The 22,166-nt window shown below is 66.6% G+C and carries 19 protein-coding genes; 7 read left to right on the top strand and 12 right to left on the bottom strand.

Features of this window, described 5'->3' with window-relative positions; all coding sequences use genetic code 11:
* Position 1: 1 nt before the first annotated feature.
* The 5 genes from A7Q26_RS05920 to A7Q26_RS05900 all read left to right on the top strand — a co-directional run bounded on the left by A7Q26_RS05920 (position 2) and on the right by A7Q26_RS05900 (position 7,385).
* A complete protein-coding gene (locus A7Q26_RS05920) occupies positions 2 to 2,041 on the top strand; it encodes a hybrid sensor histidine kinase/response regulator (protein WP_066857913.1) in 2,040 nt (679 codons plus the stop codon).
* A 128-nt stretch (positions 2,042 to 2,169) separates the two neighbouring features.
* On the top strand, positions 2,170 to 3,972 hold the full coding sequence (locus A7Q26_RS05915) for an IlvD/Edd family dehydratase (RefSeq protein WP_066857910.1): 1,803 nt from the start codon (positions 2,170 to 2,172) through the stop codon (positions 3,970 to 3,972).
* Between the two features lie 155 nt (positions 3,973 to 4,127).
* Positions 4,128 to 5,705, top strand: coding sequence for an aldehyde dehydrogenase (NADP(+)) (locus A7Q26_RS05910; RefSeq protein WP_066857907.1), 1,578 nt, complete (start codon positions 4,128 to 4,130; stop codon positions 5,703 to 5,705).
* A complete protein-coding gene (locus A7Q26_RS05905; RefSeq protein ID WP_066857904.1) occupies positions 5,702 to 6,625 on the top strand; it encodes a Gfo/Idh/MocA family protein in 924 nt (307 codons plus the stop codon). The genes A7Q26_RS05910 and A7Q26_RS05905 overlap by 4 nt, the downstream gene beginning before the upstream one ends.
* Before the next feature lie 16 nt (positions 6,626 to 6,641).
* Positions 6,642 to 7,385 (top strand): FadR/GntR family transcriptional regulator, encoded by a 744-nt coding sequence (locus A7Q26_RS05900; protein ID WP_066857901.1) that lies wholly within the window; start codon positions 6,642 to 6,644, stop codon positions 7,383 to 7,385.
* Positions 7,386 to 7,428: 43 nt separating this feature from the next.
* Here A7Q26_RS05900 and urtE read toward each other — a convergent pair whose 3' ends face one another.
* The 5 genes from urtE to urtA form a co-directional block, all read right to left on the bottom strand.
* On the bottom strand, positions 7,429 to 8,145 hold the full coding sequence (gene urtE, locus A7Q26_RS05895) for an urea ABC transporter ATP-binding subunit UrtE (RefSeq protein ID WP_066857898.1): 717 nt from the start codon (positions 8,143 to 8,145) through the stop codon (positions 7,429 to 7,431).
* A complete protein-coding gene (gene urtD / locus A7Q26_RS05890; protein ID WP_066857895.1) occupies positions 8,142 to 8,900 on the bottom strand; it encodes an urea ABC transporter ATP-binding protein UrtD in 759 nt (252 codons plus the stop codon). The genes urtE and urtD overlap by 4 nt, the downstream gene beginning before the upstream one ends.
* Positions 8,897 to 9,925, bottom strand: coding sequence for an urea ABC transporter permease subunit UrtC (urtC, locus tag A7Q26_RS05885; protein WP_084439006.1), 1,029 nt, complete (start codon positions 9,923 to 9,925; stop codon positions 8,897 to 8,899). The genes urtD and urtC overlap by 4 nt, the downstream gene beginning before the upstream one ends.
* A complete protein-coding gene (gene urtB, locus A7Q26_RS05880) occupies positions 9,918 to 10,805 on the bottom strand; it encodes an urea ABC transporter permease subunit UrtB (protein WP_066857892.1) in 888 nt (295 codons plus the stop codon). Before urtB ends, urtC begins: the two co-directional genes overlap by 8 nt.
* A 122-nt stretch (positions 10,806 to 10,927) precedes the next feature.
* Complete coding sequence (urtA, locus tag A7Q26_RS05875) at positions 10,928 to 12,142, bottom strand: urea ABC transporter substrate-binding protein (protein ID WP_066857889.1); 1,215 nt, start codon at positions 12,140 to 12,142, stop codon at positions 10,928 to 10,930.
* A gap of 138 nt (positions 12,143 to 12,280) precedes the next feature.
* On the opposite strand from urtA, the gene A7Q26_RS05870 reads away from it, so the two are divergent.
* The gene (locus A7Q26_RS05870; RefSeq protein ID WP_084439005.1) at positions 12,281 to 13,135 is read left to right on the top strand and encodes a peptidyl-prolyl cis-trans isomerase; all 855 of its coding nucleotides are present in this window, start codon (positions 12,281 to 12,283) and stop codon (positions 13,133 to 13,135) included.
* Entirely contained in the window at positions 13,122 to 14,117 is a 996-nt protein-coding gene (locus tag A7Q26_RS05865; RefSeq protein ID WP_066857886.1) for a HupE/UreJ family protein, read from the top strand. Before A7Q26_RS05870 ends, A7Q26_RS05865 begins: the two co-directional genes overlap by 14 nt.
* On the opposite strand, the gene qhpE is transcribed toward A7Q26_RS05865, so the two are convergent.
* The 7 genes from qhpE to peaA are packed head-to-tail and all read right to left on the bottom strand — an operon-like array spanning position 14,051 to position 22,145.
* Positions 14,051 to 14,776 (bottom strand): subtilisin-like serine protease QhpE, encoded by a 726-nt coding sequence (gene qhpE, locus A7Q26_RS05860; RefSeq protein WP_084439004.1) that lies wholly within the window; start codon positions 14,774 to 14,776, stop codon positions 14,051 to 14,053. The genes A7Q26_RS05865 and qhpE overlap by 67 nt on opposite strands.
* Positions 14,769 to 16,472 carry an ABC transporter ATP-binding protein gene (locus A7Q26_RS05855; RefSeq protein ID WP_066857883.1) on the bottom strand — a complete coding sequence of 568 codons (1,704 nt, stop codon included), beginning with the start codon at positions 16,470 to 16,472 and terminating at the stop codon, positions 14,769 to 14,771. Before A7Q26_RS05855 ends, qhpE begins: the two co-directional genes overlap by 8 nt.
* A complete protein-coding gene (locus A7Q26_RS05850) occupies positions 16,469 to 17,461 on the bottom strand; it encodes a hypothetical protein (protein WP_066857879.1) in 993 nt (330 codons plus the stop codon). Before A7Q26_RS05850 ends, A7Q26_RS05855 begins: the two co-directional genes overlap by 4 nt.
* 40 nt (positions 17,462 to 17,501) lie before the next feature.
* Positions 17,502 to 18,605 (bottom strand): hypothetical protein, encoded by a 1,104-nt coding sequence (locus A7Q26_RS05845; protein WP_066857877.1) that lies wholly within the window; start codon positions 18,603 to 18,605, stop codon positions 17,502 to 17,504.
* Between the two features lie 8 nt (positions 18,606 to 18,613).
* Positions 18,614 to 18,976: a quinohemoprotein amine dehydrogenase subunit gamma gene (gene qhpC, locus A7Q26_RS05840; RefSeq protein ID WP_066857874.1), complete on the bottom strand. Its 363-nt coding sequence runs from the start codon at positions 18,974 to 18,976 to the stop codon at positions 18,614 to 18,616.
* Positions 18,973 to 20,421, bottom strand: a complete 1,449-nt coding sequence (peaB, locus tag A7Q26_RS05835) for a quinohemoprotein amine dehydrogenase maturation protein (protein ID WP_066857871.1) — start codon at positions 20,419 to 20,421, stop codon at positions 18,973 to 18,975. Before peaB ends, qhpC begins: the two co-directional genes overlap by 4 nt.
* Positions 20,418 to 22,145, bottom strand: a complete 1,728-nt coding sequence (gene peaA / locus A7Q26_RS05830) for a quinohemoprotein amine dehydrogenase subunit alpha (protein ID WP_066857868.1) — start codon at positions 22,143 to 22,145, stop codon at positions 20,418 to 20,420. The genes peaB and peaA overlap by 4 nt, the downstream gene beginning before the upstream one ends.
* Positions 22,146 to 22,166: the final 21 nt, after the last annotated feature.

Below are 22,166 nucleotides of genomic sequence, written 5' to 3'. Positions count from 1 at the left end.
GATGAACCCCGTGTCCGGATTAGCCGAGAGAATCGCCGCGCAGGGACCGCTGGGCAAGCTCACCGCGGCCCTCGACGGCGCGTCGCCGCTCGGGCCGGTCGACGGCTGGTCGCCCATCCTCGTTTCCACAGTCCAGCTGATGCTGTCATCCCGGGCGGAAATCGTGCTCTTCTGGGGGCAGCAGCTCTGCGCCCTGTACAATGATGCCTATGCGCCCACCATCGGCGACAAGCATCCGCATGCGCTGGGGCGTCCGGCGCGGGACGGCTGGGCCGAACTGTGGGACGATCTGGGGCCGTTGCTGCAATCGGTGCTGGAGCAGGGCAAGACGATCCACGCCAAGGATCGCCCCTTCTATATCGAACGCGACAAGGGACGCGGGGAGGAAGTGTTTTTCGACATTTCCTATTCGCCCGTGTTCGAAGCGGACGGCTCGATCGGCGGCGTGTTATGCATCGTCAGTGAAACCACGCGCCGCGTCCTGGCCGAGCGGCAGACGACAGCCGAGCGCGATCGGCTCTGGTCGCTGGCCCGCGACCCTTTCCTGATCACCGACACGAATGGCATCTGGCTCGCCGCCAGCCCGGCCTGGAGCGACATATTAGGCTGGCCGCTCGACCAGTTGGTGGGGAGCGACGCCCGATGGATCGAGCATCCCGACGACATCGCCCGGACGCGCGCGCAATTGGGCGACATCCTGTCCGGTGACGCGTCGCCCCGATACGAAAACCGCTACCGGACCACAGACGGTCTGTACCGCACCTTCAGCTGGACCTCCGTTCTTGACGGGGACCGTATCTATTGCGTCGCCCGCGACGTCACCGAGCATCGCGCCGAAGCCCGCGCCCGCGCCGAGGCCGAGGCCGCGCTGCGCCAGGCGCAGAAGATGGAAACGCTGGGCCAGTTGACCGGCGGGGTCGCGCACGACTTCAACAATCTGCTCCAGGTCGTCACCGGCAATCTGGAACTGCTGCAACGCAGCCTGCCGACGGACCCGCCGCGCCTCAAACGGGCCGCGGACAACGCCATGGCCGGAGCGGAGCGCGCGGCGATCCTGACCCAGCGCCTGCTCGCCTTCTCCCGCCGCCAGCCGCTCAGTCCGCAGCCCATGGACCCCAACCGGCTGATCGCCGGCATGTCCGATCTGTTCCAGCGGACACTGGGCGAGACGATAGAGGTCCGCAGCGTGCCGCAGGAGGGTGCCTGGACGATCGAGGTCGACCACAACCAGATGGAGAATGCGCTGCTCAACCTGGCGGTCAATGCGCGCGACGCGATGCCGGGCGGCGGCAAACTCGACATCGAAATAGACAATATCGAGATCGATTCCGCGCAGGCCGTGCGCGACGGCGAGATGCCGCCCGGCCAATATGTGCGGATCAGCCTGTCCGATAGCGGCGCGGGCATGGACGCAGACACGCTGCGCCATGCGGTCGAGCCATTCTTCACCACCAAGGATGTCGGGCGCGGCACGGGCCTGGGCCTGTCCATGGTCTATGGCTTCATCAAACAGTCTGGCGGCCATTTGCAGGTCTATTCCGAACCCGGCCAGGGCACCTGTGTCAAGCTCTACCTGCCCCGCCATCATGGCGTGCCGCCGGTCGAGAACAGCGACGAGCCTACCCCTCCACAGACGATCGGCGGCACGGAGACGATCCTGCTGTGCGAGGATGACGACAATGTGCGCGCCTATTCGGCCGCTGTCCTGCGCGACCTGGGCTATCGGGTGGTGGAGGCCGGCGATGCAGCGCAGGCGCTCGGCGCGCTCGGCATCGCGACGGACCCGATTGACCTGCTCTTCACCGATGTCGTGCTGCCCGGCGGCATGAGCGGCGCCGATCTTGCCCGCGAAGCGCATATCCGCACCCCGGACCTCAAGATCCTCTTCACCACCGGCTATGCCCGCAACGCCATCATCCACCAAGGTCGGCTCGAGGCGGGCGTCGAACTGCTCACAAAGCCGTTCACCTATTCCGAACTGGCGGCGAAGGTGCGCGCCATGCTGGACCGCCATCCGGGCCAGGCGGATCAGCGGCCCTGATCCGCCGCGCCTTGTCGTGCCGAATTTCCGCCTGTTCCGCGCCATGCATCCTTGAAATAGTATTTGTATGAGTATATCGGAGAGGCGAGCGCGCATAAGCGCCCCGTCTTTTTCGTCAGGATGCCCCAATGAGCGATTCGCCCAAGACTGCCCCCAAGCTGCGCAGCCGCGCCTGGTTCGACAACCCCGACAATATCGACATGACCTCGCTCTATCTGGAGCGCTACCTGAATTTCGGCCTGAGCCTTGAGGAACTGCGTAGCGGCAAGCCGATCATCGGCATCGCCCAGACCGGCAGCGACCTCAGCCCCTGTAACCGCCACCATATCGTGCTGGCCGAACGTATGCGCGAAGGTATCCGCGAAATGGGCGGCATCGCGCTGGAATTTCCGGTCCATCCGATCCAGGAAACCGGCAAGCGCCCGACCGCCGGCCTCGACCGCAACCTCGCCTATCTGGGCCTGGTCGAAGCCATTTACGGCTACCCGCTGGACGGCGTCATCCTGACCACCGGCTGCGACAAGACCACGCCCGCGCTGCTGATGGCGGCCGCCACCGTCAACATTCCCGCGATCGCCCTGTCGGTCGGCCCGATGCTGAACGGATGGCACAAGGGTGAGCGCACCGGGTCGGGCACGATCGTGTGGCATGGCCGCCAGTTGCTGGCCGCCGGAAAGATCGATGAGGAAGGTTTCATCAAGCTCGTCGCCTCCTCCGCGCCCTCGACCGGCTATTGCAACACCATGGGCACGGCATCGACCATGAACAGCCTCGCCGAAGCGCTGGGCATGATGCTGCCCGGTTCGGCGGCGATCCCCGCCCCCTATCGCGACCGTCAGGAAGCCGCCTACCGCACCGGCAAGCGCATCGTCGAAATGGTGCATGAGGATCTCAAGCCCTCCGACATCATGACGCTCGATGCCTTCCACAATGCCATCCTCGTCAATTCGGCGATCGGCGGGTCGACCAACGCGCCGATCCACCTCGCCGCCATCGCCCGCCACATGGGCGTCGACCTGCCGCTCAAGGATTGGGAGACGGTCGGGCACAAGGTGCCGCTGCTGGTGAACCTCCAGCCCGCAGGCGAATATCTGGGCGAGGATTATTATCGCGCCGGCGGCGTCCCCGCCGTCGTCAGCCAGTTGATCGAACAGGGGCTGATCCGCGAAGGCGCGATGACCGTCAATGGCAAGACCATGGGCGAAAATTGCAAGGGCGTGGAGATCGAGGATGAAAAGGTCATCCGCCCCTTTGGCCAGCCGCTCAAGGAAGAGGCCGGCTTCCTGGTCCTGTCAGGCAATCTTTTCGACGCCGCGGTCATGAAGACCAGCGTCATCAGCGAGGAATTCCGTCAGCGCTACCTGTCCAACCCCGACGATCCGGAGGCCTTTGAAGGCCCGGCGGTCGTGTTCGACGGGCCGGAGGATTACCATCACCGGATCGACGATCCGGCGACCGGCATCACCGCCGACACCTTGCTGTTCATGCGCGGCGCCGGCCCGATCGGCTATCCGGGCGCGGCGGAAGTCGTGAACATGCGTCCGCCCGCCTATCTCATCACCGAAGGCGTCAGCGCCCTGCCCTGCATCGGCGACGGCCGCCAGTCGGGCACCAGCGGCAGCCCTTCGATCCTGAACGCCTCGCCCGAAGCGGCGGCGATGGGCGGTCTTGCCCTGCTGGAAACCGGCGACCGGGTCCGCATGGACTTGAAGGCCGGCACGGTGAACGTGCTGATTTCGGACGAGGAACTGGAAGCGCGCCGGGCCAGGCTGGTCGCCGAGGGCGGGTATAAATATCCGGCTTCGCAGACCCCGTGGCAGGAAATCCAGCGCTCGGTCGTCGGCCAGATGAACACCGGCGCGATCCTGGAGGGCGCGGAGAAATATCAGCGTATCGCCCAGACCATGGGCCTGCCGCGCGACAACCATTGATATCGGCACCGAGCCATTGAATCAGGCGGGGCGGCACGCCATCTGACGGCCGCCCCATCCTCGCGATTTTTGCATCGCTTGTGCCGGAAAACGAACCGTCCTTTCCCGGCGCGATCGTCTAGCCAGACCTTTCTGAACCCCTTCAGGAGAAGACCATGTTCAACGGAGCCATCCTCATCGGCGCGAGCGAGCGCCAAGGCGGCGAGCCTTTCTACGCCATAAACCCGGCCACCGGCGCGAAGGGCGATGTCGCCTTCTCCAGCGCCATGCCCGCTGAAGTCGAGGAAGCCGCCGCGCTGGCCGACGCCGCGTTCGAAACCTTCTCCACCCTGTCGCCCGAAGCCCGCGCAACCTTCATGGAAAGCGTCGCCGACAATATCGTCGCGATCGGCGACCTGCTGATCGAAACCGCCATGGCCGAAACCGGCCTGCCGCGCGCCCGCCTGGAAGGCGAGCGTGGCCGCACCGTCGGCCAGCTGCGCCTGTTCGCTTCCTATGTGCGCCTGGGCGACTGGCTGGACGCCACCATCGACAAGGCGCTGCCGGAGCGCGCGCCACTGCCGCGCGCGGACCTGCGCCGCGTCAACCATTCGGTCGGCCCCGTGGCCGTGTTCGGCGCGTCCAACTTCCCGCTCGCCTTCTCGGTCGCGGGTGGTGACACCGCCGCTGCCTTCGCCGCCGGCTCGCCCGTCGTCGTCAAGGGCCACAGCGCCCACCCCGGCACCGGCGAACTGGTCGCCCGCGCCATCCAGGCGGCGGTCAAGAGCTGCGGCCTGCATGAAGGCGTCTTCTCCTACCTGCCGGGCAACAACCGCGCGCTGGGCGGTTCGCTTGTCGCCGATCCCCGGATCAAGGCGGTCGGCTTCACCGGCTCGCGCGGTGGCGGCACGGCGCTGATGAAGATCGCCGCCGAACGCCCTGAACCGATCCCGGTCTATGCCGAAATGTCGTCGATCAACCCGGTCGTTCTGCTGCCCGGCGCCCTTGCTTCGCGCGCCGAAGCGATGGGCACCGCGTTCGTCGGTTCGCTGACCATGGGTTCGGGCCAGTTCTGCACCAACCCCGGCCTGGTGATCGCGCTCGACGGCCCGGATCTCGATACGTTCGTTGCCGCCGCCGCTGCCGCCCTGTCGGGCGCCGCGCCGCAGGTCATGCTGACGCCGGGCATCCACGACGCCTATGAAAAGGGCGTGGCCGCCCTCGCCGGCGCGCCAGGCGTCACCACCGTCGCCCGCGGCACCGATCCGGAAGGCTGCAACCGTGGCCAGGCCGCCTTCTTCTCGACCGACAGCGCGACCTTCTCGTCCAACCCGGTCCTCGCCGAAGAAGTGTTCGGTTCGTCGTCCGTGCTCATCCGCTGCTCCAGCATCGAAGAGATCATCGCGACCATCGCCGGCCTGGAAGGCCAGCTGACCGCAACGCTCCAGATCGGCGAAGGCGATGAAGGCGACGCGGCGAAGCTGCTGCCTACCCTGTCGCGGAAGGTGGGTCGCATCCTGACCAACGGCTGGCCCACCGGCGTCGAAGTGACCCATGCCATGGTCCATGGCGGTCCCTTCCCGTCGACGGCCGACGGCCGTTCGACATCGGTCGGCACGCTGGCGATGATGCGCTTCCTGCGCCCCGTCTGCTATCAGGACGTGCCCGACGCGCTGCTGCCCGCCGCGCTTCAGGACGCCAACCCCTGGGGCCTGACGCGCCGCATCGAAGGCAAGCTGGAAGTCGCAGCATGACGATCCGGGCAGGTCTGGTAGGCCTCGGCAAGATCGCGCGCGACCAGCATCTGCCCGCGATTCTGAAGGTCGACGGCATCGAGCTGGTCGCCGTCGCCAGCCGCAACGCGCAGGGCGAGGGGGTGAATAACTACCCCGACCTCGGCGCGATGCTGGCGGGCGAGCCGGACCTCGATGCCGTCATCCTCTGTCAGCCGCCGCAGGTCCGTTATTCTGCGGCCCGGCAGGCGTTGCTGGCAGGCAAGCATGTCTTCCTGGAAAAGCCGCCGGGCGCGACCGTTTCCGAAGTGGAGGCGCTGACCGCCCTCGCCAAGGCGCAGGGGGTCACGCTCTATGCCAGCTGGCACAGCCGCTACGCCGCCGCCGTGGCGCAGGCCAAGGGCTGGATCGCCGAACGGACGATCCGGCGCATTTCGATCCAGTGGCGCGAGGATGTCCGCCACTGGCATCCCGGCCAGCCCTGGATATGGGAAGCGGGCGGCTTCGGCGTGTTCGATCCTGGCATCAACGCCCTGTCGATCCTGACCGAGATCGTGCCCGAACCCGTCACCGTCCTTTCCGCCAGCCTCGAGGTGCCGGAAAACAAGGACGCGCCGATCGGTGCGACCCTGGCCATGGCGACGGCGTCCGGCGCGCCGATCGACACCGTGTTCGACTGGCGCCAGACCGGCCCGCAGACCTGGGACATCGCGGTCGAGACCGACACGGGCAGCCTGCTCCTGTCCGAGGGCGGCAACACGCTGCGGCTCGACGGCGAGGTGCAGTTGAAGGCGCCGGACGAGGAATATCCGGCCATGTATCGCCGTTTCGTCGGCCTGGTGGCGGACAAGGCGATCGACGCCGACACGGCGCCGCTGCGGCTGGTGGCGGATGCCTTCCTTTGCGGACGGCATTGCCCTACGGCTGCATTCGAGGATTGATTTACAGGAGGCAGGATTGGGGAGCGAGCGCAAGGACGGACCGGAACGCAAGTTCGGATCGGACGAAAGCTCGCTCCGCATCCATCAGGCGATCGCCCGCGATCTGGGCACCGCCATATTGACCGGAAAGCACAAGCCGGGCGACCTGTTCGAGGGCGAAATCGAGGCTGCCGAGCGCCTCCATGTCTCCCGCACCGCCTATCGCGAGGCAGTGCGTATCCTGATCGCCAAGGGGATGCTGGAAAGCCGCCCCAAGGCCGGCACCCGTGTGCTACCGCGCGCACGCTGGAACGTGCTGGACCCCGAAATGCTCGCCTGGATGTTCGCGGGCGAGCCGGACAGGGACTTCATCCGCGACCTGTTCGAACTGCGCGGCGTGATCGAGCCGGCGGCGGCCGAATTCGCCGCCCGCCGTCGCACCGACGGACAACTGGCGATCATGGACGCGGCCCTGGCGGAAATGGAGCGCTATGGCCTCTCCACCCCCGAAGGCCGGGCCGCCGACCAGCGTTTCCATAACGCGATCCTGGCCGCCACGCATAATGATGCGCTGGAGGCGCTGGCCAGTTCGGTGGGAGCGGCGGTCAGCTGGACCACCACCTTCAAGCATCGCAAGAAGCTGTTGCCGCGCGACCCCCTGCCCGACCACCAGGCCGTCCACCGCGCCATCGCCGCCCGCGACACGGCGGCGGCGCGCAACGCCATGGCGGAACTGCTGCGGCTTGCGCTGGCGGACATGGACATCGCCCTGTCAGAATAGGCGATCAGTTCATCCGTCCCCTGCAATGAGCGGATGGACGTCCCTAAATCTGCACCAGATGCGCGACATCCTTCGCGCTTTCGTCGGCGATACTGCCCTGGCGGATGATCCGGCCATTCTGCATCGCGCTGTAGCGGTCGGCGAAGCGCCAGACGAAATCGAGATATTGTTCCACCACCAGCACCGTCATGCCCAGTTCGTCGCGGACATGGACCAGCGCCGCCTCGATCTGCTGCACGACATTGGGCTGGATGCCCTCGGTCGGCTCGTCGAGCAGCAACAGGCTCGGCTCCCCGGCCAGCGCCCGGCCGATGGCAAGCTGCTGCTGTTCCCCGCCCGACAGGAAGCCTGCCGCACGGGTTCGGATGTCCCAGAGCTTCGGGAAAAGATCGAAGATATGCTGCGGCACCTTCGCCGACCCTCTGCCCCGTCCGGCGAGCGCGGACAGGCCGGTCTCCAGATTTTCCATGACGGTCAGCTGCGGGAAGACATGGCGGCCCTGCGGCACGAAGCCGATGCCGGCGCGCGACCGCCTGTGCGCGGGGAAGCTGCCAATGTCCTGCCCGTCGAAGCGGATCGTGCCGCCGACCGCCGGGCGTGTGCCCATGATCGCATGTAGCAAGGTCGTCTTGCCGACGCCGTTGCGGCCGATCAGTGCCATCACCTGCCCCCGCTCCAGCGTCAGGTCGACGTCCCACAGCACCTGGCTCTGGCCATAGGCGCTCGACAGGGCGGTGATTTCGATCAGCGGCGCGCTCATGCGGTATGGCCCAGATAGACGGCGGCGACTTCCGGGTCGGCGCGGACCTCGGCGATGCTGCCCTGCTTGAGGAACTTGCCCTGGTGCATGACGGTGACGGGGGCGGCGAGTTGTTCGACGAAGCTCATGTCATGGTCGATGACGAGGACGGTCCGGCTGACGCCGAGGCCATGGATCAGTTCCGCCGTGCGGCTGGTTTCCGCCGGGCCCATGCCCGCGGTCGGCTCGTCCAGCAGCAGCAGTTGCGCGCCGGTCGCCACGACCATCGCGATCTCCAGCCATTGTTTCTCGCCATGGGCGAGCGTCCCTGCCTCTACCCCGGCCCTGTGGGTCAGGCCGACGCTGTCGAGCGCTTCCTCCACCGCCTGGCGTTCCTCCGCCGGGATGCCGGTGCCCAGGCTCTTCCACCAGCGCCGGTCGCGCCGTGCGGCCAGCGCCAGATTGTCGCGCACGCTCAAGGTCGGCAGCACGCCGGGCGCCTGGAACTTGCGGCAGATGCCGCGCGCGACGATCTGCTGTTCGGGCAGGCGCTGAATCTCCTCGCCCCTGAAGATCACGCGGCCGGTGCTGGGGCGCACCCGGCCGATAATCGTGTCGCAGAGCGTCGACTTGCCCGCGCCATTGGGGCCGATCACCACGCGGGTCTCGCCCCGGTTGAGCGTCATGCTGAAATTGTCGAGCGCCTTGAAGCCGCTATAGTCGATGGTCACGCCATCGACGCTGAGCAGCAGGTCGGAAACGGCCGAACCGCTCATGCCGCCCTCCCCTTCGCGAGGCCCGCAAGACCCTGCGGCAACAGGGTGACGACGAAGATGAAGAGCGCGCCCATCAGGTAGAGCCACAGTTCCGGGAAGGCGCTCGATACCGCGTCACGCGCAAGGTTGACCAGCAGGGCGCCGGCGATCGCGCCGGCCAGGCTGTAGCGCCCGCCGATCGCCACCCACACCACCATCTCGATCGAGGGCACGACACCGATCAGCGCGGGCGAGACGACGCCGGCATGGAGGGTGAAGAGCGCGCCGCCGATCCCGGCCAGCATCGCCGCGATCGCGAAGGCGACGACCTTGAAGGGCGTGGGGCTATAGCCAAGGAAGCGGACGCGATTTTCGCCATCGCGCGCAGCGCGGAGCAATATGCCGAAGCGCGAGGCGAGCAGCCAGCGCAGGCCGACGAAAGCCGCGCAGAGGATCGCCAGCGTCACCCAATAGAGGGTCGAGCCGGTGCCGGGGCTGGCAAGGCCCACGCCGAAGACCGAATAGAAGTCGGTGAGGCCGTTGAAGCCGCCGGTCACATCCTGCCGGCTGATGATGAGGGTGGAAAAGGCCAGCGCCAGCGCCTGGGTGATGAGCGCGAAATAGGTGCCGCCCACCCGCCGGTGGAACACGGCCCAGGAAAAGAGCGCGCCCGCCAGCGTGGGCACGATCAGGATCGCGGCGATGGTGAACAGGGGACTTGCGAACGGTTCCCACCAGAAGGGCAGGCTGTCCCGGCCGCTCCAGACCATGAAGTCGGGAATCTCGCCCTGCGGCAGATCGGCCAGCTTCATGTGCAGGGCGATGGCATAGCCGCCAAGGCCGAAAAAGACCCCCTGCCCCAGGCTTAATATGCCGCCATGCCCCCAGATGAGGACGAGGCCGAGCGCGAGGATGCCCATCGCCATGAAGCGCGCGAGCAGGTTGAGGTCATAGGCTGACAGGGCGAAAGGCGCGACAAGTCCCAGCGCCAGCAGCGCCCAGGGCAGGAACGGCTTTATCGGATCGAGGCGGGAGAGGTCAGGCATCGAGCTGGCGGGTCTTTACGGCGATCACGCCTTGCGGGCGGACCTGGATGAAGAGGATGACGAAGACGAGCAGCAGCATCTGTGCGACGCTGACATCGACGAAAATCTGCGCGAGCGCGGCGAACAGGCCGAGGATGATCGCGGACGCCGTCGTGCCCACGATGCTGCCGAGGCCGCCCATCACCACGACCAGGAAGGCCGGGATGATGTAGCTTTGCCCGACATTGGGCGTGACCGGGCCGAGCAGGGCCAGCATGACGCCGGCAAGCCCCGCGACGCCCGAGCCAAGGCAGAAGATGGTGAAGTCGACGCGCCTGACGTCGATGCCGCAGGCGGACGCCATCATCCGGTCCTGATTGACGGCCCTGACCAGCAGGCCGATCCGGGTCTTGAGCAGCAGCAGCGCAAGGCCGCCCAGCACCAGCGCGGCGATGAGGATTATGAAAAGTCGCGCTGACGGAAGCGTGACTCCCGCCAGGGTAAAGCTGCCCGTCAGCCATTCGGGCGCGCGCACCTCCACGCCGATCGCGCCGAACAGGTCGCGCGCGCCCTGTTGCAGGATCAGGCTGACGCCCCATGTCGCGAGCAAGGTATCGAGCGGGCGCGCGGACAGACGGCGGATCAGGGTCGACTGTATGAGGCCACCCATCGCCGCCGCGCCGACGAAGGCGACCGGAATGGCGAGGAGGATGCCCGCCGCGCCGGGCACGACGAGCAAGGTCATCCAGGCGAGATAACCGCCCAGCATCAGCATCTCGCCATGCGCCATGTTGATGACGCGCATCAGGCCGAAGGACAGCGCCAACCCCAGCGCCGCCAGCAGATAGAGCGAGGCCAGCGAAGCGCCGTTGAACAGCTGGTTGAGGAAAAGGGCGTCCATGATCTATGTTTCCGTTCGCCCTGAGCGAAGTCGAAGGGCCTGCCAGAGCGAAGCGAAGGCATCTCGCTCCATCCGATAAAGGGGTTCGGCAGGCTCAGTCCGAACAGGGGTTCGGGGCATCGTTACAGCTTGCAGCTCTTGCCGGGGAAGGCGAGCGCGTCATAGGGTTCGGGCGCGATGTCCTTGCCGCTGTCGGCGATGATCTCGAACTGGCCGTCGCCCTTCAGCTTGCCGATATAGGCCTTCTGCACCAGGCTCTGGTTGGCGGCGAAGCTGACCGTGCCCATCGGCGTGTCGAAGCCGCCGAGCGTGGCCGCGGCCTTTCGCACGGCATCGGGATCGAAGCTCTTGGCCTTCTCCACCGCCGCCTTCCAGGCATAGACGTCGAGATAGCCATGGACCATTGGGTCGGTGATCGCGGCATCCTTGCCGAATTTCGCCTGATAGGCGGCGATGAACCTGGCGTTCGCATCCCCGGGCAGGCTCTGGAAATAATTCCAGGCGGCATAGCTGCCCTCGACCAGCGCCGCGCCCATCGCCTTGGCTTCCTGCTCGCCGATGGAGAAGGACATGACCGGCATGGTCTTGGTGCTGATGCCGGCCGCCTGCAACTGCTTGAAGAAGGCGACGTTGCTGTCGCCGTTCAGCGTGTTGATGATGATCGCCGGCTTGGCCTGTGCGATTTTCGCAATGACCCCGGAAAAGTCGGTGCCGCCCAGCGGCACATAGGCTTCGCCCAGCACCTTCATCCCGCCCTTCTCGATATGCTTTTTCAGGATCAGGTTGGCGGTGCGGGGATAGACATAGTCGGACCCGACCAGGAAGAAGCTCTTGTGACCCTGCGCCACTGCCCATTCTAGTGCCGGCAGCGCCTGCTGGTTGGGCTGCGCCCCCGAATACATGATGTTGGGCGAACATTCATTGCCCTCGAACTGCACCGGATACCAGAGCAGGTTCTTGGTCCGCTCGAACACCGGCAGCATCGCCTTGCGGCTGGCGGAGGTCCAGCCGCCGAACACGGTGGAAACGCCGTCGCTCTCGATCAGCTTCGACGCCTTCTGCGCGAAGGTGGAGGGATCGGACGCGCCATCCTCGACCAGGGCGTTGATCTTCTTGCCCATTACGCCGCCGGCCGCATTGATCTCCTCGATCGCCAGCATCTCGGCATTTTTCACCGTGATCTCGCTGATCGCCATCGTGCCCGTCAGCGACTGGAGCACGCCCACCGATACGCTGTCGCCAGCGGGGGCGCCGGCATTGCCGCCGCCGCCCGAACAGGAGGCCAGCGCCAAGGCACCGGCAGTGGTGGCAAGCAAGAGCAGCTTGGAACGGATCATGATGTGAATGTCTCCCCTGGCTGGCCACATGCGGCGGCGCAGCAAATCGGTCCCCCAAAGGCTATGGAAAGGCGGCAAACCCCCGTATGCGTCATTTGACGTAGGCTTCAGACGGCCGGTTCCCGGTAAAAATACGCCATGAACAACGGGGCAGACGTGATGGATAGTGCGGCAAGCGCGACCGGGCCGAGCGCGCGACCGGCGCCGATGCGGTTCGGGGGAAAAGTCCTGCGCGACCCGCTCTTCGCCTTCCTGTTGGCCGGGGTCGCATTGTTCGGCGGCTATCATGTCGTCCAGCGGCTGGAAAAGCCGCCGGTCATCTTCACGCCGGACATCGAGCAGGCGCAGGTGGCCGATTGGGAAACGCTGACCGGCCGGAAGGCGAGCGCTGCCGACCGCGCGAAGCTGAAGGCCGATTATATCGCCGAGGAATTGTTGTTCCGCGAAGCCATCGACCGCAACATGCACCTGACCGACGGGGAGACGCGCAAGCAGCTGGTCGACAAGGTCCGTTACCTGATCGCCGGCGCTCCGCCCGAACCGAGCGAGGAACAGCTGGTCAACCATTATGCCGGACATCTGGACCTGTACCGTGCCGAACCACGCACCAGCTTCACCCAGATTTTCCGGCAGCAAAAGCCCACCGACGCGGCCCTGCTGCTCGCCCAGCTGAATGCGGGCGAGACGATCGGCGGGGACGATTTCTGGCTGGGCCGCGATTTCCCGCGCTATGGCGATTCGATGGTGCGCGGCATTTTCGGCCAGGATTTCGTCGAGCAGCTGAAAGACGCTCCCGAGGGCCGCTGGTTCGGCCCCATCCAGTCGCCGCGCGGCTGGCATTTCGTCAGGAGGGGGGAACGCATCCCATCCGCCATGATCCCCTTTCCCGCGATCAGGGACCAGGTGCGGCAGGATTATATGATCGCCCACAGCAATGCCGCGATTCAGCAGGCGCTGGCGGGCCTCAAGGAAAAATTCGATGTGGCGCAATAGCCTCGCCATCCTCCTTCTTGCCCTGGCGACGCTGGCGCCCGGTACGGCGATGGCCGACATCTTCCTGTCCGCCGACTTCGCGCTGACCCGCGGCGAAGACCCGAACAGCTACGAATTCACCGCCGCCGTCCCCGAAGCCGTGGGCCAGCCCGCACCGCTCCGCCTGCCCGACGGATGCCGGCAGACCGGGATGAGCCGCCAGACCAGCGGCGGCCGCGCCCAATATGCCTATGAACTGGCCTGCGATCGGCCCTTTGTGGCGGGCGATGTCATCCAGACCCCCTGGAAGGCCGATGGCGGCCGCTTCGTCACCAATGTCATGGGCAGCCAGGTCGACCGCAGCCTGACCGGCGACGCCAGCGGCATCGCGGTACCGGTCGGCGAGACCGCCGCCACCGCGCGCCCGATCGGACAGATCGCCCCGGAATTTCTGGCGCAGGGCGTCTGGCATATCTGGCTGGGCTGGGATCATCTCGCCTTTGTCCTCTGCCTCGCGCTGCTCGCGCGCGGGCGCCCCCTGCTGTGGCTGGTGAGCGCCTTCACCGCGGGCCACTCCCTCTCGCTCGCCATCGCCTTCTTCGAACTGGTGCGCGTGCCGGTGCCCCCGGTCGAGGCCGCCATCGCCCTGTCGATCGCCTTCATGGCGCGGGAGGCATTGCTGGTCGGCGCGGGGGAACGGGCCTTCGCCTTCAAGCGCCAACTGATCGTCGTGTCGCTTTTCGGCCTGCTGCATGGACTGGGGTTCGCCACGGCGCTGGGCGAACTGGGCGTGCAGGCGGACGAAAGGCTCCCCGCGCTGGTCTTCTTCAACCTCGGCGTGGAGGCGGGGCAATTGCTGTTCGTCGGCGCGATCGTGGCGACGCTGGCAGGGCTGCGCGCCCTGTCGCTGGCGGCCCCGGTGCGGAGCGCCGCCCTCTATGCGGTCGGCGCGATCGGCTGTTTCTGGATGGTCGAGCGGGTCATGGGGTTCGGCATCGCCTGACCGAGATGGCGGGCGACCTCCGGCCGTCCGCCGCCCGCCACAAGGCCGCTCATGTTCGCGACAGCGAAACTGACACCATGGAGGTTGCGCCGCTGCGGTACGCCGGGGATCGGCCTGGGATGGCCGGAGGCGTAGGCCAGCCCGTCCCGCACCCTATGCCGGTCGCGGGGACAAGCCCAATCCAGCGACACGCCCAGCACCTGCGGAAGACTGCCCGGATAGCAGGGCGTCCCATCCGCCTCGCGCGCGGCGACGATCAGCACGCCCGCCGCCAGCGCTCGGTCGGCCGCCGCCGCGAACAGGTCGCGATGCGCCGGGTTCATCGTGCCGAGGCTGAGGTTGATGAGGTCGACGCGCGCCGCCAGCGCCCGGTCGATCGCCGCCACCAGCGCACGCGCGGTCGTGCGCAGCGAGTCGTGAAAGACCCGGATCGGCAGGCACAGCGCATCGGGCGCATGGCTCTGGATCGCGGCGGTGACGGCCGTGCCATGGCCCAGGGCGTCACAACTGTCCATGTCGCTGTCGGACCCGTCCGGCGCGATGGCGAAACCGGGCAGCAGCCGCGCCGCGTCGATATGCGGATGGGCAGGATGCGCGCCGCTGTCGATGATGGCGATGCGGATCGGATCAGGTGCAGGATCAAGTGCAGCATCAGGCATGGGCGAGTTGCGCGCGCGCCATCATCCGCGCCGATCCCTGCTCCAGCCGGATGATGTGGTCCGCCATGTCGGCCAGCGCCGGCTTGTGGGTGATGACGATGATCGTCGCATCGGGCAGCGCCCCGCGCAGCCGGCCGGCGACAAGTTGCTCAGTCTCCCCGTCCAGCGCCGAAGTCGGCTCGTCGAGGATCAGGATGCCAGGTCGACGCAGCAGCGCGCGGGCCAGCACGATCCGCTGCCGCTCCCCGGCGGACAGCGCCGCGCCCCTTTCGCCCGCGCGGGTTTCATAGCCTTCGGGCAGTCGCGCGATGAATGCCTCCAGCCCCGCCGCATGGGCCGCCGCCTCGATCTCGGCCCGCGTCACATCGGGCATGGCAAAACCGATATTGGCGGCGATCGTGTCGTTGAACAGCCAGGGCGCCTGATCGACCAGGATGATTTCCCGTCGCAGGTCATCGAGGGCGTAGTCGCGCAGGTCGCGGCCATCGACCATGATCCGGCCGCTGTCGGGATCGAGATAACGGACCATCAGGTCGGCCATGGTCGATTTGCCGACGCCGCTGGGGCCGAGGATGGCGCAAAGACTGCCGGCCGGGATCGTCAGGTCGACATCGTGCAGCACCGCGTCGCGGTCATAGCGCATCGCGACCCGATCGAACCGCATGTCCCCGGCCCGCACCAGCGGCACGGCATCGACCCGCTCCACCACATCGGGCTTCGTATCGAACAGCTCGAAGATCCGTCCCAGCGATACCCGCGCCGAAGCAAGGCCGGAGGTCAGCCCCATCAGCGTCTGGATCGGCGACAGGAGGCGCATATGATAGGTCATGAAGGCGACGAGCGTGCCGATGCTCATGCCGCCCTCTATGATCCGCCAGCCGCCATAGAGGATCACCGCCGATGTCGCAGCCGTCATCAGCGTGCCGGGCAGCGCCCCGGTCATGAAGGACGCCACCTGCATCTTCAGCATCGCGCCGATGAAGGCGTCGTTCTTCGCCTTGAAACGCGCCACCTCATGCTCGCCCGCGCGCAACGAGGCGACCACGCGCATCCCCATGACCGTGTCGACCAGCAGGCTGCCAAGGTCCGCCCCCCGCTCCCGCATGTCGCGGGTGAGGGCGGTAAGGCGGCGCTGATAATAAGCGAAGGTCGCGAGGCTGGCCGGGACCAGCACGACGCTGACCAGGAACAGCCGCCAGTCGAGCCAGAGCATCATCGCGACGCAGCCGACGAAGAAGAGAAGGTTGCTGACCACCGAGAGCAGGCTGTCCGACGCGACCCGTTGCACGTCGCTGACATCGCTGTTCATCCGGGACACGAGATCGCCGAGCCGGAAGCTGCCATAGAAGCGCGGCGACAGGGTCTGGAGATGCCGCAACAGCGCCGCGCGGATGTCGTAGAGCATCGCCGCCGATAGCGCGACATAGCGATAGCTGGCGAGGATATTGACCGCAAAGCCGGCGATGGTGACGCCGATCATGATTGCCGCAATCTCGATCAACGCGCCCATGTCGCGCTTGAGCAGTGCCTGGTCGATCATCAGCTTGGACAGATAGGGCTGCGCGAGGCCCAGCGCAGTCGAGAGCAGGCTGATCGCCAGCACGACGAGCAGCGCGCCGCGATAGGGCCGTAGAAAAGGCGCGAGCCGCCGGTAGGTGCGCCAGTCGGCGACGGGAGGCTGTATCTGGGGTGTCATGCCGCCGCCTGCCGCGGCACCAGGCGAAAGCCGTCGAGCAGGAAGCGCGGCTCGGGCATTCTGGCCAGCAATGCGGTGCAATGACGATGCCCCTCCATCAGCGCGTCATGCTGCGCACACCACCAGTCGCCCTTGCCCCCATTGGCATAGAATTGGGCGCACAACAGCAGATGCCGCCGCATCGCCGCGATCAACATGGATTGATAATGGCCGAGCAACGCTCCCCGGTCCCCGCCTTCGGCAATGGCGGTGACGACGGCAGCGGCAAGGATCGCCTCGCGCACCGATTGCGCGGTGCCGTCACCGCAGATCGGGTCGAAACCGAGCGCCACCGTGCCGCAGGCCAGCCAGTCCGCATCCTGGAGCGGCAGATGCAGGCGCGGCGCGGCGAGGAAGGGCGTGGACACCGCCCCCACGGCGTCCACGACCGGCGCGATCAGCGCGCTCTGCCCCAGCAGCGCCTCGATCGTGCCCCCCACCCCCAGCAGCCAGCCCGCCCCGGCCTGCGCCGGCACCAGATAGAGCCAGCCCCCTGCGACCGCCTCGATCCGCGCCTCGTCCCCGCAGGCGGGATCGCGCAACCTGACCCTGGCGGCCACCGCATGGCGCTCGCCGAAGAGGCGCATGTCGCCCAGTGGCAGGGGCGGCGCGGTGTGGATGGTGAAATCACCAGCGCCGGCACCCGACTGGCCGACGACCGGCAAGGCCGCCTGAACCTCCTCTTCCGACGCCAGCGCCGCGCCATGCGGCACCACCACCGGCGGTCCGCCCCACGCGACAACCCGCCGCTTGACGCGCGGGCGGTCGGCAAACAGGTCCGGCCGATCGAACACGCCACGGATCAGGCCCAGGGCCGGGTCGCTCAGCATGATCGTCGGCACGGACGGGCGGCGGATGTCCTCGATTGCGACCCGAAGGCCCGCGCCAGTCAATATATGCGCGCATCCGCTGGCGGCGATGCCACTGCCCCGGATGGCGATGGACGTCATCGTTCCCCCGCCGAAATCTGGCAGAGCTTACCCGGACCCGTCATTCCACCGCGACCATGCCGGCGCCGGTGGTGTCATTGCCCAGATCCCAGGTGGTTTCCAGCTTCAGCGTCTTCGCGTCATAGACTTCGATGTCATAGCTGGCGCCGTAGATATAGAGCTTGGTCCCATCCATCGACATGCCGAAGCGGAAGCGCGAACGGCAGGGGAATTCGGCCTTGTCCACCACGGAGTTGGTCGCCATGTCCATGTGCCAGAATTCGCAGCGCTTGTTGCCGAGCTTGCCGTTGGTGACCACTGTATAGGCCTGCTTCCCGTCGGGCGTCATCTGAAGTCCCGCCATGCTTTCGGGCGCGGGGCCAATCGGCGTGAAGTCGAACTGGCGGCTGTTGAGATCGAAGCGGGCGAGGCCGAACATCTTGTTGTGGATATAGGGGTCGGCCGCGTTAAACAGCGACACGAACTGGCCGGGCGTGCGGATCGTGTCGATCGCACCGCCGAAACCGACATTCTCCAGCCCCGTCCCCTCTGGCTTGGCGAGGTCGATGCGGTCGACCACCTTGAGCGTCGCGGTGTCGAGGATCACCACCTTCTCGCCGAAGGCATAGAGGAACTTGCCGTCCGGCGAAATCTTGTACGCGGCCCGCCAGCCACCACCGCCACGCTCATCCTCCTTGTCCAGTTCGATCGTGCGAACGACCTTCTGGAGCTTCAGATCGATCACACCCCAACTCGGCTTCCCGACGGTATAGCGGTCCATACCTTTGTCGAACCGGGTCAGCATCGTGTAGAAATAGCGGCCGGTCGGGTCGGCCGTTCCGCCCCAGAAGCGATAGCGGGTGACGCCGTCATTCAGGCTGAACTTGTTGACCACCTTGCGCGTCGCGGTGTCTATCACCTCGATCCCGCTGGTGGTGATGGTTGTCACATAGATGCGCTTGCCGTCGTCGGACAACAGCATCGATGTCGGCAGGCCGGTATCGAGCTTGATCTTGCCCGTGACCGCCGCCTTGCCTTCGTCGAAGACCAGCAGTTCGTCGGGATAGGACCCCATGAACAGGGTCGAGGCGGACGCCGGGAGCGTGGCCAGAACGGAAAGCCCTGCGGAGAGCCCGGCGGCGAGGACAGTACGGAATGTCGGCATGGCGCGCCTCACGGGAAAACGAGGTCGAGGTTGCGCCAGTCCTTGGTGGCCGTGGCGCAGTTGCTGGCCCAGTCGGGCGAGTAGTTCACATGATCGGGCACCTGGACCGGCCAGAAGCAGGTGACATAGCAGTCGTAGATGTCGCGCTCGACCGGCTGGCACAGGCCCGCCGTGCCGCCGCCCGCATCCACTTCCCAGCCGGGCGAGAAGGACAGGGTGCAGCCCATCGGCACATGGGGGCGCGGCTGCTGCTGGAGGGCGACGACATCCTCCTCCATGTCGGCGGGCGACGCGAGCGCCGCCGCCTCGATCTGCGTCACCGCCTCGTCGATCGCGCGCGCCTTTTTGTTGATGGCACGAAGATGCTTCATGACAGGCCCTTTCGTTCAGCGAAGCGTTCGAGGAAGCCGGGGTTCTTCACGGCCAGCACGCCGTAGATGCGCAGGCAGGTGTCGGTCCATTGCCGGATCCAGTCGCAATAATGGAGGTTGGCGTGGCCGGTGTCGCCATAGCGCACGAAGGCTTCATGATGGCATCCACCGGCACAGAGCGGCCGCGCCCAGCAGCTCTGGCAGTCATATTTCGCCTCGACATGCCCCTTTTTCAGGAATTCGCCCTGCTTTACGCGGTCGATGCCGCTGGAGACATGTCCCATCACATGCGTGTCGGCGTCCGTGAAGCGGTGGCAGGGCGACAGATCGCCCGAAGGGCTGACGCCCATCAGGCCCAGGCCCGCGCCGCAGGGATGCGACTTGTTGACGCCGGAGATCAACTCGCTGATCGTTTCGCTGACATTGGTGAAGCCATGGGATTCGCCCCGCAGGGCATGGTCCAGCCACTCGTCCGCCAGCAGGGTGAACTGCGCCAGGACGCTGTCCATCCCATTGTCGTCCAGCGAATAGGCGCGCTCCTCGCCGGTCGTCACCGGCGCGAAGCCGACTTCGTGGAAGCCCAGATCGTCCTTCAGGTGGCGGAAGATACGGACGACGTCGGTCACGCCCTCCGTCAGCGTCACACGGGCGGTGATGGCGCGGGTCTTGTGATGGGCGATCAGCGTGCGCAGGCGCGGCTCGATCACCGCATAGCTGCCCTTGCCATTCTTGTAGACGCGATGCTTGTCCTGCACTTCGGGCGGGCCATCCATGGAGACGGTGACGCCGATCCGGTTGTCCGACAGGAAGGTCACGATCTCCGGCGTCAGCAAGGTGGCATTGGTGGTGAGGCTGTAGGTAATCCCCTTCCCCGCCGCAGCCGTCGCGCCGTTGGCGTAGTCCACCACTTCGCGCAGCAGCTTGAAGTTCATCAGCGTCTCGCCGCCGAAGAAGGTGATATGCACCGCCTTGCGCCCGACCGCCTCGGCGATCAGCAGGTCGACCGACGCCTTGGCCGTTTCCAGCGTCATATATTTGGGCTTGCCCGCCGGCGTGGCGATCTTGTCCGCGCCGAATTCATAGCAATAGGTGCACGCCAGGTTGCACTGGTTGGTGACGTTGAGCACCAGCGCCTGCAACGGGAAGTCGACAGGCGGCGCCTGCGGCATGACCGGGGCGGCGACGCCCAGCTGGATCAGGCGCGCGGCGCGCAGCTCGCGCACCAGCGCCTCCGCCTCGGCCGGGTCGCTGCCATCGCTGGTCAGTTCGCGGATCAGCGCGGCATGGGTCAATTCCCGCCCGTCGAGCCGGCCCAGCACCCGCTGCACATCGGCATCCACCTCGAAGATGGCCCCTGCGCTCACCAGATAGACGAAGGTGCTGCCGCCGGCCTCGAAGCCATGATATTCGGCGCGGGCATAGGCGGGCGCCTGCATGACGGTCATCGCGACACCTCCGGCTGATCCCATTTCTGATAGGCCGGGACGGTCACGACCATGTAGGACCGGGCGCTCAGCGGTTTGCCGAACTTGTCCTTTTCATGCCTGGCGGTGGCGACGACCCAGACCTCGCCATAATTGTTGCGGCCAAAGCGGCGCTGCGGGTTCGGCCCTTCGGTCGAGGGGGTGAAGAAGGCGGCGGGGCTGAGCGCGCCCACATATTTGGTATCGTCGTCATAATAGACCGACATGAATTCCTGCATCGCCCAGTCGGCCTCGACCGGACCAACGGCGATGTCGTCGGCGGTGTTGGGCTTGCCATCGAGGCCGTTTTCGTAGCCGATCGCCTCGAACTGCTGATAGCCCTTGGGGAATTTGACCCCGCCCAGTCGCGCCAGCGCGGTTTCGGGTGTCGCCTTGATATAGTCGATCCTGTGGAAGACCGGGTAAGCCTGTTCCAGCACCGCGCCGGCAATCGCCACGTCGCGCTGGCCGGATGCCGCGCCCGCCGCCACGTCCGCCGTCACCACCAGCTCCTTCGGGCTGGCCGACACAATCTTCGTCACGGCGACGCCCGCGCCCAGGTCGATGTCGGCCGCGGTGGGCGAAGCAGGAAGATTATGCCCCAGGATGCGCAGTCGCACGCCCTTCGTCCCCGCCTTCACCGGCCCCGGCGTCACCGCCAGGATCGCGGGCGCGGCGGTGGCGCGCACCAGCTTCACGTCATAGCCGAATTCCTGATAATCGCCCCAGAACCAGCGGCCCTGCGCGCTCTGCTGGTCGGGCGCGAACCACATCGCCTCGCGCGCCGCGCTGCCCAGATCATCGGGCTTTGCCGCTGCGTTCCCCTTCGACGAGCCGCGCCAGCTGTAGCCGGCATAGACGATGCCGGTGCCACTGCGGCTGATCGTGCCGCCGTCGGTGAGCGAACGGAGCGTCGCGCTGGTCGTAAATTCGTCGGCAGCCTTGCCCGGCGCGACATCCAATTCGCCTATGAACCTGCCCTTGCCCGGCACCGAGGCGACCACCAGCCACTGGCCCGCCAGGCGCGGATTGCGCTGGCGCGCGCTCCAGGCGGCCCATTCGGGGGTGTGGAGGCCCGCGACCTTGGGCAGATAGGTCAGCGCATATTCGCCGCGCGTCAGCTTGTCCTTGGGATCGCGGCCAACGGGCTGCTCGCTGTCCTCGGCCGGACGGCGATATTGGGCGTCGGCCTGCGAATAGAGGGCGACGTGCAGATCCTGAAGCTGCTTCCATTCCAGCTTCGACCGGCGCCAGGACAGGGGCTGGGCATAGCTGTGGCAGGCTGCACAGGCGCCGCGCATCGTCTCGTTGGGAATATTGGTCTCGTCCAGCGTCCGCTTTTCGGGCAGATACATGACGGTCCGGGCTTCCTCCGGCGCCAGGCCGTGCGAGGAGGAAAGCGACTTGACGATCGCCCGGCTTTCCTCGGGCGTGATCGACAGGCCATTCAAACGCACCATGCGCTTGATCGCCTGCGCCCAACCCTCCGGCGTGGTGCGGACCCAGCTTATGCGGGACATATTGCCCTTGTCGTCGCCGGTGTGGCAAGTCCCGCACTTTTCCTTGACCAGCGGGTCGGCGACGGGGATGCCCGCTTCCGTCTCCTGCATCGTCGCGCCGTCCCGGCCGCCATCAGCCTGAGCGAACACGACCGACGCGGAGAATAGCGCAGCCAGGCCAAATTTCGTGACGGGAAGCCGCTTCACCCTGTATGTCCCCCTTGGCGT

Origin of the sequence: Sphingobium sp. TCM1, from assembly GCF_001650725.1 — a bacterium.
In the GTDB taxonomy this organism is placed as follows: domain Bacteria; phylum Pseudomonadota; class Alphaproteobacteria; order Sphingomonadales; family Sphingomonadaceae; genus Sphingobium.
This window is presented reverse-complemented; position numbering and strand designations above follow the sequence as displayed.